Origin of the sequence: Azospira sp. I13, assembly GCF_003112695.1 — a bacterium.
Lineage (GTDB): Bacteria > Pseudomonadota > Gammaproteobacteria > Burkholderiales > Rhodocyclaceae > Azospira.
Window position 1 is genome coordinate 117,523 of the sequence record NZ_BFBP01000002.1, and the last position, 18,268, is coordinate 135,790.

12 protein-coding genes are annotated in these 18,268 nt (G+C 64.6%); 3 read left to right on the forward strand and 9 right to left on the reverse strand.

The genetic code is table 11. The features are described 5' to 3' along the window. Positions 1 to 6: 6 nt before the first annotated feature. Positions 7 to 3,060, reverse strand: coding sequence for a formate dehydrogenase-N subunit alpha (gene fdnG / locus AZSI13_RS00580; RefSeq protein ID WP_109039241.1), 3,054 nt, complete (start codon positions 3,058 to 3,060; stop codon positions 7 to 9). Between the two features lie 495 nt (positions 3,061 to 3,555). Between fdnG and fdhE the strand changes: the two genes are divergently transcribed. The 3 genes from fdhE (at position 3,556) to AZSI13_RS00595 (ending at position 6,872) form a co-directional block, all read left to right on the forward strand. Continuing rightward, on the forward strand, positions 3,556 to 4,428 hold the full coding sequence (gene fdhE / locus AZSI13_RS00585) for a formate dehydrogenase accessory protein FdhE (RefSeq protein WP_109039242.1): 873 nt from the start codon (positions 3,556 to 3,558) through the stop codon (positions 4,426 to 4,428). Between the two features lie 194 nt (positions 4,429 to 4,622). Next, positions 4,623 to 5,744, forward strand: coding sequence for a DUF4034 domain-containing protein (locus tag AZSI13_RS00590; protein WP_109039243.1), 1,122 nt, complete (start codon positions 4,623 to 4,625; stop codon positions 5,742 to 5,744). Between the two features lie 27 nt (positions 5,745 to 5,771). Next, a complete protein-coding gene (locus tag AZSI13_RS00595) occupies positions 5,772 to 6,872 on the forward strand; it encodes a hypothetical protein (protein WP_109039244.1) in 1,101 nt (366 codons plus the stop codon). 24 nt (positions 6,873 to 6,896) lie between these two features. On the opposite strand, the gene AZSI13_RS00600 is transcribed toward AZSI13_RS00595, so the two are convergent. The 8 genes from AZSI13_RS00600 to AZSI13_RS00635 all read right to left on the reverse strand — a co-directional run bounded on the left by AZSI13_RS00600 (position 6,897) and on the right by AZSI13_RS00635 (position 18,237). After that, positions 6,897 to 9,023: a cache domain-containing protein gene (locus AZSI13_RS00600; RefSeq protein WP_109039245.1), complete on the reverse strand. Its 2,127-nt coding sequence runs from the start codon at positions 9,021 to 9,023 to the stop codon at positions 6,897 to 6,899. Further along, complete coding sequence (locus AZSI13_RS00605; protein WP_235609583.1) at positions 9,011 to 10,456, reverse strand: sigma-54 dependent transcriptional regulator; 1,446 nt, start codon at positions 10,454 to 10,456, stop codon at positions 9,011 to 9,013. Before AZSI13_RS00605 ends, AZSI13_RS00600 begins: the two co-directional genes overlap by 13 nt. 22 nt (positions 10,457 to 10,478) lie before the next feature. Continuing rightward, a complete protein-coding gene (locus tag AZSI13_RS00610) occupies positions 10,479 to 11,090 on the reverse strand; it encodes a biliverdin-producing heme oxygenase (RefSeq protein ID WP_109039246.1) in 612 nt (203 codons plus the stop codon). Continuing rightward, entirely contained in the window at positions 11,087 to 12,214 is a 1,128-nt protein-coding gene (locus tag AZSI13_RS17670; protein ID WP_109039247.1) for a SpoIIE family protein phosphatase, read from the reverse strand. Before AZSI13_RS17670 ends, AZSI13_RS00610 begins: the two co-directional genes overlap by 4 nt. Then, positions 12,201 to 13,253, reverse strand: coding sequence for an HD domain-containing phosphohydrolase (locus AZSI13_RS00620; protein ID WP_109039248.1), 1,053 nt, complete (start codon positions 13,251 to 13,253; stop codon positions 12,201 to 12,203). The genes AZSI13_RS17670 and AZSI13_RS00620 overlap by 14 nt, the downstream gene beginning before the upstream one ends. A 32-nt stretch (positions 13,254 to 13,285) precedes the next feature. Next, positions 13,286 to 17,098, reverse strand: coding sequence for a response regulator (locus AZSI13_RS00625; RefSeq protein WP_109039249.1), 3,813 nt, complete (start codon positions 17,096 to 17,098; stop codon positions 13,286 to 13,288). Positions 17,099 to 17,186: 88 nt separating this feature from the next. Beyond that, positions 17,187 to 17,492 carry an STAS domain-containing protein gene (locus AZSI13_RS00630; RefSeq protein WP_165833257.1) on the reverse strand — a complete coding sequence of 102 codons (306 nt, stop codon included), beginning with the start codon at positions 17,490 to 17,492 and terminating at the stop codon, positions 17,187 to 17,189. 157 nt (positions 17,493 to 17,649) lie between these two features. Continuing rightward, positions 17,650 to 18,237, reverse strand: a complete 588-nt coding sequence (locus tag AZSI13_RS00635; protein WP_109039251.1) for an SRPBCC family protein — start codon at positions 18,235 to 18,237, stop codon at positions 17,650 to 17,652. Between the last annotated feature and the right edge of the window lie 31 nt (positions 18,238 to 18,268).

Sequence of the window (18,268 nt, forward strand, 5' to 3'; positions counted from 1 at the left end):
TGCTCCTCAAGCCTTTTCAATGTTCACAAGGAAGGCCTTGTATTCGGGGGTCTGGGTGTTGCAGTCCCCCACGGCGGGCGGCAGGGTGTTGGAGAGGAAGCCCTTCTTGGCCACGGTCTCCCAGCCCCAGTGCAGGGGAATGCCGATCTGGTGCACGGTCTGCTTGTTCACCGTCAGGGCCTTGATGCGCTTGGTCACCACGGCCTTGGCCTTGATGTAGCCGCGCTTGGAACTGACCTTGACCCAGTCCCCGGCCTTGATGCCCTTCTCCGCTGCCAGGGCCTCGCCCACTTCGACGAACTGCTCCGGCTGGGCGATGGCGCTGAGGCGCACGCCCTTGGTCCAGAACTGGAAGTGCTCGGTGAGGCGGTAGGTGGTGCCCACATAGGGGAACTCGGTGTGCTGGCCGAGGCGTTCCTTGTCGGCCTTGAAGATGCGCACGGCCGGGCTGTTCACCACCTTGGGATGCAGCGGGTTGGTGCCCAGGGGGCTTTCCATGGGCTCGTAGTGCTCGGGGAAGGGCCCATCCGCCAGCTTGTCGGTGCAGAAGAAACGCCCCACCCCTTCCGGGTTCATGATGAAGGGGTTCATGCCGTCGGCCGGGTTGGAATCCACCTTGAAGTCGGGCACGTCGGCGCCGGCCCACTTCTCGCCGTTCCAGGCGATGAGCTTGCGCTTCGGGTCCCAGGGCTTGCCGGAAGGATCGCAGGAGGCCCGGTTGTAGATGATGCGGCGGTTGGCCGGCCAGGCCCAGGCCCAGCCCGGGGTGTTGCCCAGGCCGGTGTCGGTGTTGTCGCGGCGGGCCATCTGGTTGCCGGCCTGGGTCCAGCTGCCGGCGAAAATCCAGCAGGCGGACATGGTGGAACCATCGTCCTGCAGCACGGCGAAGCCGGGGATCTGCTCGCCCTTCTTGACCAGGAACTGGCCCGGGTTCTTGGGATCGGGCACATCCGCCAGGGCACGGCCGTTCATTTCCTTGGCCAGCTCTTCCGGGGTCGGATCGTAAGGGTTCTTGTAGGGCCAGGAGAGGTTGAGGATGGGCTCGGGCACGGTGCCGCCTTCGGCCTGGTAGAGCTTCTTCAGGGCCATGAACAACTCGGCCAGGATTTCCTGGTCGGTCTTGGCCTCGCCCGGGGCGTCGGCGCCCTTCCAGTGCCATTGCAGCCAGCGGGAGGAGTTGACGATGGCGCCGTCTTCTTCCGCAAAACAGGTGGAGGGAAGGCGGAAGACTTCGGTCTGGATGCTGGCCGTATCCACGTTGTTGATCTCGCCGTGGTTCTGCCAGAAGGAGGAAGTCTCGGTGGTGATGGGGTCGATCACCACCATGTACTTCAGCTTGGCGAAGTCTTCGGCGGTCTTGCGGGAATCGGGGAAGGAGGTCAGGGGGTTGAAGCCCTGGACGATGAAGCCATTCACCTTGCCCTGGTGCATCAGGTCCATCACCTGCAGCACGTCGTACATCTTGTCCCACTTGGGCAGCCAGTCGTAACCCCAGTTGTTTTCCTTGGTGGCCTTGTCGCCCCAGAACCACTTAAGCAGGCTGACGAAGAACTTGGGGGTATTGCCCCAGTAGTTCAACTGGCCCGGTTGCAGGGCCTTGGGCGCGGTCTTCTCGATGTAATCGGCGAAGGTCGGGTGGGCCTTGTCGTTGGGCAGGGTCAGGTAGCCCGGCAGGTTGGTGGACAACAGGCCCAGGTCGGAAAGGCCCTGGATGTTGGAGTGGCCGCGCAGGGCGTTCACGCCGCCGCCGGGCATACCGATGTTGCCCAGCAGCAGCTGGACCATGGCCATGGTGCGGATGTTCTGGGCGCCCACGGTGTGTTGCGTCCAGCCCAGGGCGTAGAGAATGGTGGAGACCTTGGTGGGGGTGCTGCACTCGCCCAGGTGCTTGCAGACGGAAAGGAAACCTTCCTTCGGGCTGCCGGTGAGGTCGGTGACCACTTCCGGGGTATAGCGGGCGTAGTGGGCCTTCATCAGGTTCCACACGCAGCGCGGGTGTTGCAGGGTCGGGTCGGTCTTGGCCTGGCCCTTGGCATCCAGCTCGTAGCTCCAGGAGCCCCGGTCGTACTTGCCCTTGGCTTCGTCGTAGCCGGAGAAGAGACCTTCCTCGAACTGGAAGCCTTCATTGACGATGAAGCTGGCGTTGGTGAAGGCCTTGACGTAATCCCACTGGATCTTGTCGTTGGCGATCAGCCAGTTGATGAGGCCACCCAGGAAGACGATGTCGGAACCGGCGCGGATCGGCACGTACTCGTCGGCCACCGCGGCGGAGCGGTTGAAGCGGGGGTCCACCACGATGATCTTGGCGCCCTTCTTCTTCGCTTCGATGGCCCACTTGAAGCCCACCGGGTGGGCTTCTGCGGGGTTGCCACCCATGATCAGGATGAAGTCGGCGTTCTTGATGTCCACCCAGGTATTGGTCATGGCGCCGCGACCGAAGGTGGCAGCCAGGGCGGCCACCGTGGGGCCGTGGCAGACCCGGGCCTGGGCGTCGGTACCGACGATGCCCAGGGAACGCATGAACTTCTGGGTGAGGATGCCGGTTTCGTTGGAGGACGCGGAGGCAGTCAGCATGGCGGTGGACAGCCAGCGGTTCACCGTCACGCCGTCGGCGTTCTTGGCGATGAAGTTAGCGTCGCGGTCGGCCTTCATGTGCTTGGCAATGCGCTCGATGGCCTCATGCCAGGAAATGCGCTTCCACTCCTTGCTGCCCGGCTCCCGCACTTCGGGGTGCTTCAGGCGGTTGGGGCTGTGGATGAAGTCCAGCAGGCCGGCGCCCTTGGGGCACAGGGAACCGCGGCTGACGGGGTGATCCGGGTCGCCTTCGATGTGGATGATTTCCTGTTTGGCGTTCTTGGCGCCATCGCCCAGGCTGTACATCAGCAGGCCGCAGCCCACGGAACAGTAGGGACAGGTGTTGCGGATTTCCTTGGCCCGGGCCAGTTTGTACTGGCGTACCTCGGCCAGGGCAGTGGCGGGCGAAAAGCCCAGGGCCACGAGGCTGGAGGCAGAAAGACCTGCCGCCGAAACCTTGAAGAACTGCCGCCGTGTAACTTGCATGGATCCTCCCTTGGAAGCGGTGATGCCGCCGGGCCGGCCCTTCCCACAGGGAGCGCCGCCCGCGACTTGACCGGAACCGAGCGCAGGTTTCGTGCCACGGAGAAAAACCGCGTCAAACCAAGGGTTTTGTGCCTTGCAGCATAGAAAAGCGGGACATTCTGTCCCAGCCCAGCCTCGCCGTTCCGGACAGAATGTCCCGCTGCAGCGCAACAAATAACAAGGGCTGACAGCCTTTCCGGCGGCAGGGGGAAGCCCCCCCGGCAGCCCGGGCCGAGGGCCGGCAAATCGGGCACAATGGGCGCCGATTACGGCACGGCGGCAAACCCGCCGCAGTCCATTCCCCCCCATTCACCCATTCCACTGCATTCGCAGCAGCGGCGGGACCCAGGCAGCGTCCGCCCCAGGCACCCGCGCCCACCCTTGCGCACGCTTCTTGCACGGGGGAACCTTTCGCCCCGCCCTGCCGGGGCCACGCTCAACCGGAGAAACCGAACCATGATCCCCATCCACAACGACACCGCCGCCGCCATGGCTGCCGCCGGCCTGGTGCCCGGCCAATCCCCCGCCCCGCTGCGCCTGCCCCAGGCAGCCACCCTCTTCGCCAGCCGGGCCGCCCGTCTGCGGCAACTGGCCGAAGGCCACAGCCTGGGCGACTGGCTCGGCTTCATCGCCACCCTGAGCGATGCCCAGCAGGCCGTGATCCAGGCGGCCCCTTCCGCCGCCTTTCCCCCCGCCGCCCAATGGCAGGCCGACCTGCAGGCCCTGATCGGCCAACTGCGTAGCCAGGTGCCCGAAGCCGCCCTGCCCACCCTGGAGGCCCTGGCCCTGGCCGATGCCGCCACCCTGGGAGCCCTGGCCAACCGCATCCTCGGCGGCACCCTGGACGCCGACGACATGCTGCCCGCCCCCTTCATCATGGCCGCCCAGCAGATCGCCTGGACCCGCCACGCCGCCAGCCTGGAAGCAGCCAGCGTCGCCGCCCCGGCCACCGCCCACAGCTGCCCCATCTGCGGCAGCGCCCCAGTGGCCGGCGTCATCCACGTCGGCACCGAAGCCGGCGGCCTGCGCTACCTGCACTGCAGCCTCTGCCACACCGCCTGGCACCACGTACGCGCCGCCTGCATCGCCTGCGGCGAAGGCAAGGACATTTCCTACCGCTCCATCGACGACCACGAAGACGGCGCCCGGGCCGAAGCCTGCGACGCCTGCCACAGCTACCTCAAGCTGCTGCTGGCCGAGAAAGTCCCCGGCGCCCCGAACCTGGACCCCATCGCCGACGACATGGCCAGCTTGGCCCTGGACATTCTGGTGAGCGAAGAGAATTACCAGCGGATCGGCATCAATCCGTTTTTGCTGATGGGGGAGTGAGCCCCCTCTAACGCGTCGTAGCCCCGACCAGCCCCACCCGCACGCCATGCCGGTGGGGCATTTTTTCGCCCTGACATCGGAGGCTTCGCAAAAATATGACGAAGTGATAGTGTGGAACACCTATCCAGCGGCGTGGGCGCGCGGTCAAAGAGCCGCATCCACCAAGCCATTTCAACCTCCCCCTCCACACGGTCATGAATCTCAACCGCAGCCTCTTACTCGCCCTACTGGTTCTCTGCTTTGCAGAGGCCGCCATCGCCCTCCCCCCGGAAGCTCAGGGAAAAGTCACGACCAGCGATCCGTCAAAGCCGCTTCCCCCTTCGGCACCTGTCAGCGAGGAAGGCTTTAATCCCTTCGATTCCCTAGCCAGCACCAAGAACACCTTTAATCAGGTTGAAGGCTCCATGGTGCAGATGGCAATTCCCTCACTTTTAAGCCTTGCCGAACGCGGTGAATTCCACATACTCGAAGAGTTATTCAAGGAATGGAAATCCCCTTCCCAGCGGCTTCTGGACGGGCGTCGAAAGCTACCCGCCCTGCTGAACTGGAGCCAGCAGGTTTATACCCCCCGCACACGCTCGGATCAGTACCAGATGATCCAGAAGTGGAAGGCCGCCTATCCCAAATCCGCCCTGGCGGCGCTGACGGAAGCAAGCTACTGGCACCAGCGGGCCTGGGATGCACGGGGCTACGGCTACGCCGATACGGTATCAAAAGAAGGTTGGAAGCTCTTTCGTGACCGTCTTGCCCAGGCTGAGAAAATCCTCAAGGACACCCGCGCTTACTCTGGAAACAACGCCCTTTGGTACGACCTCTATCTAACATTGGCGAGAGACCAGGAATGGGCGCCAGACAAGCTCTCTGCCTTGTTCAATGAGGCGATTGGCAATGACCCGGCCTATCTCGATCACTACTTCGGCATGACCGTCCAACTCCTTCCCAAGTGGGGAGGATCCCTGGAATTGGTGGACAAGTTCATCTCCTGGAGTACCGAAAGAGTGGAGCCGATGGATCGCCAATCCCTCTATACCCGCCTCTATTGGGCGGTCAGCCAGCATCACCCCAACACCTCCAACCTGTTTGAAGAAACACCCGCATCGTGGAAGAAGATGAAAGCCGGCTTCGACAACCTGCTGACCCAATACCCGAAAAGCCGCTGGAATCTCAATGCCTACGCTTCTTTCGCCTGCATGGCAGGAGACCGGGAAACCTTCATCACCCTGTGGAACAAAATCGGCAAACAACCCAATCGCGATGCCTGGCACTACGCCTGGCCGCCGGAGCTGTGCGTGCGCCGTTTTTTTGAAAAATCCTGAGCCCTCGCCCTGGAGCCCCCGTAGATCATGCCCCCTATCCAGAACAATCTGCTTGGCAGCCTCATCGTCGGATTTGCTCTTCTCAATGCACCGGCAGCAATGACCAGTGAAGACATCCGCATTCCGAACCTGAATCAACTAGAGAAAAAATACGGTCCTTCTTCCGACTTTCTCGCCAAGACGCGAATCATCGCCGAGGTCTCCGACGGTAATAACTTCTATGGCGACTTCGGCGCGCTCATGCAAATCCAGCTGATGGAGAAACACTATGCGGTACTGGAAACCGTGGTGGATGAATATGGGCGTCCGCAGTTACTGCAGGATGGGGCATCCAAAGCCACTGCTCTGGACACCGCGCTCAGCGCACTGACCCATCTATCCCAGGGTGCGGAGTGGTGGGCGGCGGTCATGCAGGAATGGCGAACCACCCACCCCAACTCCACGGCCCGGGCGCTGATTGAAGCCCACTACGCCATCACAGAGGCCTGGTCGGCCAGGGGCCGGAGCTTCAACGCCCCGCGAGCCCCCTTGGCGCTCCAGGTATTCCAGGAGCAGCTTGCCCGTGCCAGGGGAATCCTCAAGGAATCCGAGGTCTATGCCGCCCATCACCCCCTCTGGCATCAGCTCTACCTGCGAACCTACGTCGGGGAAGGACAAAATCGGGAGGAAGCCTTGGCCGCCTATAAAAAGGCGGCCCTTCGTTTCCCTGATTACGAAGGCATTCCCGCCGAATACGTACGACTCCTGACCCCCCGCTGGGGCGGCACCCCAAAACAGTTGCTCGAATTCACCAACCAGGCTACCGCAACGGCAAAAGCAAAGCGCAAGTCAGCCACCTACGCCTGGCTCAACATTGCTGCTGACGATGAGACCTATCCCTACCAGGATCTGCTTCGACAGGGCATCTTGCCGTGGGCTCGCCTAAAGGAGAGCGTCCTGGAGACTACCCGGCTCTATCCCAAGAGTCTCTGGCACCTGAACCATTTCGCATCCCTGGCCTGCCGGATAAACGACAAGGCAACCTACTTGAAGCTGCGCCCCAAAATTGGCCAGCAGGTCATTGAAGATGCGTGGCCGCAGAATCTCCGCATGGAGTTGTGCGATGTCCGCTTTGGTAGCGAAAGCTGACGAGCAGCGGCGGCGCCTGATTCCCTACTCCCCCTCTTTCAAAAACCTCGCCGCGAACACCGGTGCTGAAGGCTGCTCGGTGTAGCGGGCCTCTTCCCTGAGCCACAGGGTGAAGGTGGTCTGCTGGCCCGGCTCGCTCTCCACGGTGATACGCCCACCGTAGCGCTGGATGATGGCGTAGGTGATGGAGAGGCCCAGACCGGTGCCACCCTGTTTCTTGGTGGTGAAGAAGGGGTCAAAGATGCGGTCCAGGTCGGCCGGGGCGATGCCGTGGCCGGTGTCCCGCACCCGCAGCAGGGTGCCGGGGAACCAGGCTTCTTCGGCCGGGGTGTCGTCGGGCGTGATGTCCCGGCTTTCCAGGCTGAGAGTGCCGCCTTCGGGCATGGCCTGCATGGCGTTCATCATCAGGTTGATGAGCACCTGTTGCAGCTCGCCCCGGTTGATTTCCACATCGCGGGTGGCCTCCAGGCGGGTTTCCACCTTGACGCCGGCCTTGTTGAGGTTGTGCCGGGTGAGTACCAGGCAATCGGCTACCACGCCATTCACGTCGATGGCTTCGGCGTAGCCGGCGAAGTCGCCGGGGCGGGCGAATTGCAGCAGCTTGGTGACGATGGCGCGGATGCGCTGGGTTTGCTCGTCGATCAGGCGGATTTCGCCTTTCACCGGTTCGGCCTGCTCCCCCAGCACATCCCGCAGCAGGTCCAGGTTGCCCTGGATGACGGCCACCGGGTTGTTGATCTCATGGGCGACGCCGGCGGTGAGTTCGCCGATGGCGGTGAGCTTTTCGTTCATCACCAGCTGCTGCTGGGCCCGGCGCAGGGTGGCATTGGCCGCTTCCAGGGCGGCGGTGCGCTGGGCCACCTTCTGATCGAGTTCGTCGGCCCAGCGCTGCAACTCCAGGCGGCGGGCGGAAAGGGAATCGAGGAGGTGGTCGAACGCCCGGGAGAGGCGTCCCAGTTCATCCTTGCTGGCGCTGGGGCCGACCCGGGCGGATTCTTCGCCGGCCTCGATACGCTCCATGACCCGGTTCATGCGCTCCAGGGGGCGGAAGATGGTCTGGGCCCAGCGCAGGGCAGCCAGGGTGCCCAGGCCGGAAACCAGCAGGAAGAGCAGAAAGAGCCCGGCCAGGGCGCCGTGCAGGGCGGTCTGCAGAGGGGCTTCAAGGAAGCCCACGTAGAGCATGCCGATGCGCTCCCCCGCCAGATTGAAGAGGGGCTCGTAACCAGAGACATAGGTGTCATCCACCACGAAGGCGGAACCCAGCCACACCTGGCCCTGGCCCAGCACCTTGTCGCGCACGGCCTGGGAGACCCGGGTACCAAGGGCGCGCCGCCCCTCGAAGAGGCGCACGTTGGTGGCGATGCGGGTATCCCCCAGGAAGAGGGTGGTGGTGCCCTGGCTGCCCAGAGGCAGGGAAGCCTCCTGATAGACGATGGCGTTGGTACGATCGACGATATCCAGGTTGCGATTGACCAGCACCCCGCCTTCCAGCAGCCCCACCGTCTGGCCGTCCTCCGCCAGGATGGGCACCGCGGCCTGGATCATCAGGCCCCGCTCCTCCGCCGTGCGCGGGTCGGGGCTGGCATTACGGGTGGCCACCAGGGGCAAGTAGGCCTGCTGGCGCAAATCGGGCCCGAGGGCCTGCAACTGCTGGGGCGAAAATACTTCGAGGCCGTGCAGGCTGCGCCCCTGGAGCGCCGCCTGGACCACCCGCATGAAGCTACGGTCGCTGCCCTGCACATCCTGCCCGCCGGCCAGCACCCGCCCCTGCTCGTCGAGCAGCAGCAGGTAATCCAGGCCCTGGGACTTGGCCTCGCTACGCAACAGGCGTTCGACATCGCTGCCCGGCTGCCGGGCCAGGGCCTTGGCCAGACGCTGGGAGGTGGCAAAGCCGCCCAGCCCCGTACTGACGCCGCTTTGCACCCGGTCGAAATACTGGCGGGCGGTCACCAGATCGGAGCTGACCTTGTTCACCAGCAGCTGGTTGTAGCCCTGGGTACCCCAGATCCAGACAATGAGGAGGAGGATCGGCACCCCCAGAATGAGGGGCGAAAGAACCAGGGCCAGCAGCTTCAGGCGGACGGAGCCGGCGAAGGAAGCCTGCAGGCGCTGGCGCCCCTCGCGGCTGAAGGGATGGCCTAGACGCCCCATTCGGCGCACTTTCGGTCCAGGGTCTTGCGGGAAACGCCCAGCAGGTCGGCCGCCCGGGCCTTGCTGCCGCCGCATTGGGCCAGCACGGCGAGGATGTGGCGCTTCTCCACCTCGGCCAGCAGCAGGGAGGGGGGCACCCCGGCAGGCTCGGCGCCGCCGCTCTCGCCGCCCAGGGCATCGAGGGGGAATTCACCGAAAAGCAGGGAGCGTTCGACGAAGTTGCGCAGTTCCCGCACATTGCCCGGCCAGGGGTAGGCCGACAAGGCACGGGCCACTTCGGGAGAGATCAGCAGGGGCGGCACCCCCAGCTGTACCGAGAGGCGGTCCATGAACAGGGCGGCCAGTTCCGGCACGTCCTCCGCCCGCTGGCGCAGGGGCGGCACGGTCAGGGTCATCACTTCCAGACGGTAGAAAAGATCCTGGCGGAAGCGGCACTGGGCCACCTCCTGCTTCAAATCCCGGTTGGTGGCCGCCACCACCCGCACGTCCACCGGCACCTCGTGCTCGGTGCCGACGGGGCGGATCTTGCGCTCTTCCAGCACCCGCAGCAGCTTCGATTGCAGAGCCAGGGGGAATTCGCCGATTTCATCGAGAAACAGGGTGCCGCCATGAGCGTAGTAGAAGAGGCCGTTGCGGGCCTCCTTGGCGCCGGTGAAGGCGCCCTTGACGTGGCCGAACAGCTCGGACTCGATGAGGTCGGCGGAGATGGCGGCACAGTTCACCGCCACGAAGGGCCGGCCGGCCCGGGGCGAGAGCTGGTGCAGGGCCCGGGCCACCAGTTCCTTGCCGACGCCGGATTCGCCCTGGATCAGCACCGTGGAAGGGGTTGGCGCCACCCGGCGCACCAGGGCCCGCAGGCGGGACATGGTGTCGGAAGCGCCGACGATTTCCTCCCGCCCGCCGCTGCCGCCCTCCAGCTGCCGGCGCAGCACGAAGTTCTCCCGCGCCAGGCGGGAACGCTCGAAACAGCGGTTGATGGAATTGACGATCTGATCCACCCGGAAGGGCTTCAGCACGAAATCGGAGGCCCCGGCCCGCAGGGCATCAATGGCCGTTTCCATGTCGGCAAAGGCAGTGATGAGGATCACGTCGCCGGCGAACCCGGAGGCCTTCAGTTCCTTCAGCCACTCCAGGCCCGATTTTCCCGGCAGGGCGATGTCGAGAATGATCAGGTCGAAGGCCTGGCCATTGAGCAGGGCTGCCCCTTCCTCAGCACTGGCCGCCCCCTGCACCTGCCATCCGCGCATGGCCAGGGTGCGGGAGAGGAAGCTGCGCATGCCCTCCTCGTCGTCCACCACCAGCACGGCGGGGTCGGCCGGACGATCGGCAGAAATCGCAGCCCCCGATGGATCGGGGACAGCGGCGGCATCAGCAGAAAAAAGCTCGGGGGAGAACGCCATGACGGGAGCGGGGAAGCGGCAGGGAGGGGGCATTATAAGGCCCCCGGCCAGCGCCTTAGACGGCGTAGTGGTCGAGCCAGTGTTCCAGATAGGCGAAGGTGGCGATGGCGGCCCGGCCGGCGGAATCCCGGTGCGGCGCATCGTCGCAGCGGGCGCCGGCCCAATCCCAGAATTGCTGCCACATGGCTGCGGTCCGGGCGCCGTAGCCGGCAAAGAAGCGGGCGCCCTGGGTGGCGCTCAAGCCCCGATGCTGGGCCAGATGGGTGGATATCACCTGGCCCCCGAGGGTTGAGCCTTCCAGGGTGTAGAGCACCCCCACCAGGTCGGCATCGCTCGCCACCTCGGGCAGGATGGCCAGGGCCGGCGGGCGGCGCAACTCAGGCACTTTGCCGAACCAGGCGAGATCGGCCACCAGCCAGGGCCACTTTTCCCGGGCCGAATAGTCAAAATCCCCGCCGCTGGCGGATAACCAGCCCTGAATACGGGACTCGAGCGCCCGATAAACGTGGTAGTAGGCCACCAGCACCGCCAGATACTCGGATTGGGGATAACCCGGCCGGGTCAGCCCGGCCAGCAGGGGGTGCCGGTTGAGGCGGACATGGGCCTCATGGGTGACATCCCGCAGATGGCGGCGCAATTCGCCGCCCTGTTCAAGCGCCACGGTCATGGCTGAATCTCCACCAAAGTCAGGTCATCCCGGAAGTCCTCGCTGCCCAGGTGGCAGGCCGCGGCCTGCCACACCGCTTGCAGGTCGGGTGCGTCGCCCGGGACGGTCAGCAAGGCAATGACGGCTTCCTCGCCGAAAGCTTGGCCCTGGGGGTTTTCGCATTCGGAAAGGCCATCGGAAAAGAGAAAGAAGCGGTCGCCCGGCGCCCAGGCCAGCGCCGCCAGGTCCTGGCGGAAGTCCTGGGCCGGGCGCAGGCCAAGGGGAAAGAATTCCGACGTAACCGGCTCCACGCCCCCCTCCCGGCGATAGCAGAAGCAACCGGGCAGGCCGCCGTTCCAGACCCGCAGACGGGTACGCCCCGCAGCCACTTCCACCAGGGAAAAGGCCATGAAAATCTGCAGGGGCAGACGTTCGTACATGACCTGGTTGAGCTGCTCCAACAGCACTTCCGTCGCCTCGCCGGCGGCCACCAGGGAATAAAAGACATGGGAAATCAGGGGCACGCTGGCCGCGGCCGGGGGCCCGTGGCCGGCAATATCGCCCACCAGCACCAGTTGTCGCCCATCCGGTGTAGTCGCGGCCATGAGCACGTCGCCATTGCTGCGATCCACCGAAGACAGCTGGAAACGCAGATGGGACGGGTCAAACCGGTCGGTCTCCCGCAAGCGGGTGAGGACATCTTCAAGCAGCCGCCGCTCCTGCATCAGCCGCTGGTTCTGCTCCGCCAGTTGCCGGCGGGCCCGCGTGAGGGCCAGGTGGGTTTTCACCCGGGCCCGGACGATGGGGGGGCTGAAAGGCTTGCCGATGTAATCCACCGCGCCCAGGTCGAGGCCCTGGACTTCGTCCCGGATGTGCACCAGGGCGGTGACGAAAATCACCGGGATATCGGCGGTCTGGGGATCGGCCTTGAGGCGGCGCAGGACTTCGTAACCGTCCATGTCCGGCATCATGATGTCGAGCAGGATCAGTTCCGGCTGGGGCGCCACCCGGGCCAGGCGCAGGGCCAGTTCGCCGCTGATGGCGGGCCGGATCTGGTAGTCGTTGCGCAGCACGCCCTTGATGACATCGATGTTTTCCGGGGTGTCGTCCACCACCAGAATGATGGGGCGCTCAGTGGACGGCATCAGTAAAGGCCAGCATGACTTCACGCACTTCGTCGCGTACGGCAAGGAAACGCTCCACCAGGGAGGGGTCGAGGCTATGGCCGGCTTCGTCGCGGATGTAATCCATGGCTTCGTCGAAGTCCCAGGCGAGCTTGTAGGGACGTTCGGACGTCAGGGCATCGAACACGTCCACCAGGGCCGTGATCCGGCCGGGCAAGGGAATTTCTTCGCCTTTCAGGGCATGGGGATAGCCGGTGCCATCCCAGCGCTCGTGATGGGTCAGGGCCACGGTGCGGGCCAGCTGCAGGATGCCGCAGGGGTGGTCGCCAATGATTTCGGCGCCGATCTCGCAGTGGGTTTTCACCACGTCCCGCTCTTCCGGCGTGAGGCGGTCAGGCTTGAGCAGAATGCTGTCGGGCAGGCCGATCTTGCCGATGTCGTGCAGCATGGCGGCGTACATCAACTCTTCGGCCTCGAAGTCCGTATAGCCGATGTGCTTGGACAGGGTCTTGGCATAGTGGGAAAGCCGGAAGACGTGCAGGCCGGTTTCATAGTCCCGGAATTCGCCGGCCCGGCCCAGGCGGCGAATAATCTCCAGGCGGGTTTCCTCCAGTTCCTGGGTGCGCCGCTGCAGCTTCTCGGTACGCTCCTGCACCAGGTCTTCCAGGTGGCGGCTGCGGTCGGCCAGGGCCAGATGGGTGCGTACCCGGGCCAGCACCACGGGCGGGCTGACGGGCTTGACGATGTAGTCCGCCGCCCCCAGGGAAAAGCCATGGGTCTCGTCTTCGACGCTGGACTTGGCCGTGACGAAAATGACCGGCACCTGGCGGGTCTGGGGATCGGCCTTGAGCAGGCGGCAGACTTCGTAGCCATCCATGTCCGGCATCATCACGTCGAGCAGGATCAAGTCCGGCGGCGTGCCTTTGGCCACGGCCTTGAGGGCCATGCGGCCGTTGCTGGCGACCTTGACGGTGAAATAGGGGGACAGGATCCCCTTCAGGATGTCGATGTTCTCCGGCGTGTCATCCACCACCAGAACCGACTTGGCTGGACTGTTCATGGTCCCTTCCCCCGTTCTTGTTGCTGTTGTGCTCAGCCCGGCAGGCTCGAGCGCCAGCGGCGGGCACGCTCCAGGGCGGCCTCGTAGTCATAGGCGCGGACCAGCTGGTCCAGGGCCGCCAGGGCCTGCCCCTCCTCCCCGTCGCTCCCCACGGCCTCATGCAGCAGGGCCATGATGCGCTCCACACCGGAATCAAACTCTTCCAGACGGCCAATGGCCTGATCCAGCAGGCAGGCCAGACTGGCCACATCCAAGTCCCGGCCGGCCGCCCCCGTCGCTTCGGCAGCCGCCTGGGGCAAGGCGTGGTCGATGGCGGCGAGGAAGTGGCTGAGGTTGCCGTCCAGGGCGGAAATCAGCGGTGCCAGGGCCACGGCATCACCCCCCGCCAGCAGCGCGTCTTCCAGGGCGGCGGCGGTGCGGCTCAAGTCCTGCGCCCCCAAAGCTCCCCCCAAACCTTTCAGGGTATGGGCCCGACGCTGGGCCTCCTGCCGGTTTCCCTCATGCAGGCTGGCCATCATCTCGGCAATGGCGCGCCCCTGGTTCTGGCGGAAGCGCTCCAGCAGGGCCAGGTACTGGCTTACATTGCCACCGGTACGCCACACCCCCTCGGTCACATCCACCCCCTCCAGCATGGGGAAAGGCACGGCGGACGCCTGTACCGACACCGCCGTCAGCGGCACATCGCCCCGACCTTCCACCCAGCGCAGCAGCGTGGATACCAGCACATCCGGATCAATGGGCTTGGGAATATGGTCGTTCATTCCCGCGGCCAGGCAACGCTCGCGATCCGAGGCCATGGCATTGGCGGTCATGGCGATGATGGGCAGTTCCTGCCAGGCGGCATTGCGGCGAATTTCCCGGGTGGCTTGGTAACCATCCAGCACGGGCATGTGCACATCCATCAGCACGCCATCGAAAGTGGCACCGGAGCCCAGCACCTTGAGGGCCTCCTGCCCGTCACCGGCCACGGTGACCTGGATACCCAGGTTGCGGAGCAGCTGCCGGGCCACTTCCTGATTGACGTCGTCGTCCTCAACCAGCAGCAGGCGGGCCCCCTGCAGGGCAGCGGCCTCCTGGGGAGTGAAGCTGCGCTGGGCAGGCAGGCGACCGGCCGCTTCGGGGCGACCGAAAACCCGGGCCACCACATTGAAGAGCCGGCTTTGGGTAAAGGGCTTCTGCAGAATCCCATCCACCCCATTGCCTTCCACCGGCACCGCCTGGTCCCCCATGGCGGCAACCAGTACCAGACGAGGCACGGGAGCATTGCTCAGGGTTTGGTGGAGCAGCTGTATCAGGGCCGGGGCATCCAGCCCCACCGTCTGCAGGTCAGCAAAAATCAGGTCGTAGGGTTCGCCGCGCAGCGTGGCTGCCGCGAGCTCGGCCATGGCATTGGTCCGGCTGTCCATCTCCGCCACCTGGAAGTGGAAGGCATTGAGGTAGCCGGAAAGCACCTTGCGAGCACCGGGGCTGGCTTCCAGCAGCAACACCCGCAAGCCCCGCAGGTCCGGCAGCCCGGGGCGCTCGGCGCGGCTGTCCGGCGGCAGGGAGAACGGCAGGGAGAAAAAGAAGGTGCTGCCCTGCCCGGGATCGCTCTCCACCTGGAGCTTGCCCCCCATCATTTCCACCAGGCGGCGGCTGATGGAAAGGCCCAGGCCGGTGCCGCCATAGCGGCGCGTGGTGGAACTGTCGCCCTGCTGGAAGGGCTGGAAGAGATGCTCCAGCTGGTCGGCGCTGAGCCCGACCCCGGTATCACGGACGGCGAAGGTCACGGTGATGCCGTCTGCCTGGCGATCGTCGATGCGGGAGCTGACCACCACTTCGCCCTGCTCGGTGAACTTCACCGCATTGCCGGACAGATTGACCAGCACCTGCTCCAGCCGCAAGGGATCACCCATCAGCACGGGGGGCATGTCCACCTGGGTTTCCATGAGGAATTCCAGGCCCTTCTCCCGGGCCTTCACGGAAACCACCGTGGCCAGGCCTTCCAACACGTCATCCAGATGGAACGGGACGGACTCCATCTCCAGCTTGCCAGCCTCGATCTTGGAAAAGTCGAGAATGTCGTTGAGGATGCGCAGCAGGGCCTTGGCGGAATCATGGACCTTTCCCAGATAGTCGCTCTGCTGGCCGGTGAGGGAGGTCTGCAGGCACAGATAGGTCAGGCCGATGATGGCATTCATGGGGGTGCGGATTTCGTGGCTCATGGTGGCCAGGAAGTCGCTTTTGGCCCGGTTGGCCAGCTCCGCCGCCTCCTTGGCCCGCAGCACTTCCCGGGTCAGTACCTGGAGTACGGAAAGGGAGAGGATCTTCACCGCATCCAGCTCGGCGGGGCTCCAGGGCAGGGACTGGCCGCGGGAGGTCTGCACCCACTGCGCAAAGGAACGGCGCGGTTCGATGCGGGGGCCGGCGGCGTCGGTGACCAGCTGCTTTTCGGGATTGCCAGCCCAGGAAATCTCTCGCACCACTTCGGGGCGGAACCAGAGGATGTAACCGCGGAAATGGGCGTCCAGGGAAATGGCCAGCAGGCCGGAAGCCACATGGGCGTAGTTGCGGGCAGGACTGTAGCCCTCCCCCAGGGAGTCGGTATGGAAGACCCCATCCTCCGGCAGGCGCGGCTTGAGCCATTCGGTCAGGGAGCGGATTTCCTTTTTCCCCGGGGTCTTGCCAATGTGATAGACGTGCTCGTCAAAGGCGATGACGCTGCCGGAGGCCCCCGCCAGCCGCAGATAGTCGGATTCCATCAGCTTCAGGCCACGCTCGATGCCGTCCGCACCGCGAATCGACTGGGTCAGCACCAGCAGTGTCTCCCGTACCTTTTCCAGGTACTGGTTGTTGCGGGAGTACTCGATGCTGGCCAGCTTGAGGGAAATGGTCTTGCCCACGAACTCGATGAGTTCACGCTGGTGGTAGGGCACCCGTCGGGGCGAGACGCTGTGGCAGGCAATGAGGCCCCACAGCTTGTCGCCCTGCATGAGGGAGATGGTGATGGTGGCCCGCACCCCCATGTTGCGCAGATACTCCAGGTGGATGGGGGACATGGCCCGCAGCACCGAGAACGACAGGTCCAGGGGCTGCCCCGTCAGGGGATTGAGACCCGGCAGCAGGGGCGCCGGGGAGGATTCCGTATCTTCCAGGACCCGCAGCAGGTTCTTGGCATAGAGGGCCCGGGCCTGGGGGGGAATGTCGGAGGCCGGAAAATGATTGCCGAGCAGGGCCGGCAGCACCTCGTTGCGCGCCTCGGCCACCACCTCGCCATCCCACTTGTGGTCGAAGCGATAGACCTTGACCCGGTCGAAGCCAGTGAGTTTGAGGATTTCCTCGCTGACGAACTGGCAGTATTGGAGCAGGTCGTGCTCCCGGTCGAAATGCCAGAGCGCGTCCCGCACGGGCAGGAACTGGGTTTCGCAGGGCTGCCAGTCCTCGGTGCGGAAATGGCGCAGTTCGACCACTTTCAGGCCATCGCTCGGATGCACCACCGAGGTCAGGAAATCTCCGCCCGGCACATCGATCAGCACGGGTACCGTGGGGCGCTGCTGCACCCCCTTGGCCAGAGCATCCTCGAGGCTGTTGACGCCTTCAAGCCCCAGGACCTCCACCACCGGACGACCAATGACCGCCGCCGCCCCCAGGGGAAGAAAACTGTCCAGATTGGCGCTGGCGATACGCACCACGCCTTCTGTGTCGTAGGCCAGCAAGGCGCCGTAGGACTGGACGGCGCCGGCATGGTGGATGGGCTCGGCGGCACATCGTTCCAGGGCCTCCTGCAACAGTTGCAGGCGCGTCTCCTCATCCGGTGCGATACCTGCACCGGCCACTGCATCCATTTCCTGCTTATCGTTCACCATGCACCTCTGACGAACGGAACGGGGGTTCCGCCCTGCTGCTGTTGATCTCTGGCTGAAACCGCCTCGCGACCGGCCCTGACAGGGCTGGTCAAACGATGGTCAGAAGCTTGTGCAGATTCACCAGCTTGAGGATTTTCTTGACGTCACCGTTGCAGTTGAGGAGTTCCAGAGACTTCCCCTCCCGGGTAGCCCGGTCATTGACCACCATCAGGGCCCCGATGCCCGAACTGTCGATATAAATCAGCTGACTGCAGTCCAGCCGCAGACAGGAGACGGCTCCATCCGACAGCACACTGTTGCAGCCGTGGTGGAAACTCATGGTGTTGGAATAATCGAGACGGGGGTGCATGGCCAGATGGCCGTCATCCCCCTGATGAAAGACATTGCTCTGCATGATCGGCACAACTCCCTGCATACCCCTGAGGTATGGGGTACTTATCGTTATAAGGGGCCGTGAAGGGCAAAACCAACCCCTTTGACATAAGACCTTTGGCCTATGTCGACAATTAAGCTCCCCCTTTACACCGTCGTCAAGGGCGCTCGTCAACGAATCAGCGTGGCGTGCTACGGCGCTGCATTTCGGCCACCAGGGCGGAAAACTGCTCGGCCATTTCGTGGCGCAGGAGAGAGGGTCCCAGAAGGGAAGGCAGCCAGAAATCGGGCACCATCTCCACCCGGTAGGTGAAGACCGTGCCCTCCCCTTCCGCCGCCAGGGTCATGTCGCTTTCGAACTGCTTGGCGCTGCCGGAAAGGCCCCGGGCCTGGATGCGCCGGCGGGGTGTCAGGGTGATTTCGCGCAGGGATTCAAAGGCGACGGAGAAGAGGCCGAAGCGGGCCCGCCCTTTCTGCTCCACCTGCAGCACATTGCCCTGACGGCTGACGACGCGGCTGGCGTTGAGATTGCTGACGATGCGCGCCATGTTGTCAAAATCGGTGAGGACAGCCCAGGCCAGGCCAGGAGCCACCGGCGCGGTGAAACGCGCCTCGACGATCCAGACCTCCCCCTGGCGACGCACCTGGATGCTGTTCTCATCCACCAGGGGTTCCTCAGACTGGGCCATGGCAACCCGGGGTGCCGCCAGCAGGGCGGGCAACAGGGCGGGCAAAACCCACAGGCAATGACGGCGACAAGCATTCATGTCGCCATTTTTGCCACTCCCGCTGACCGGG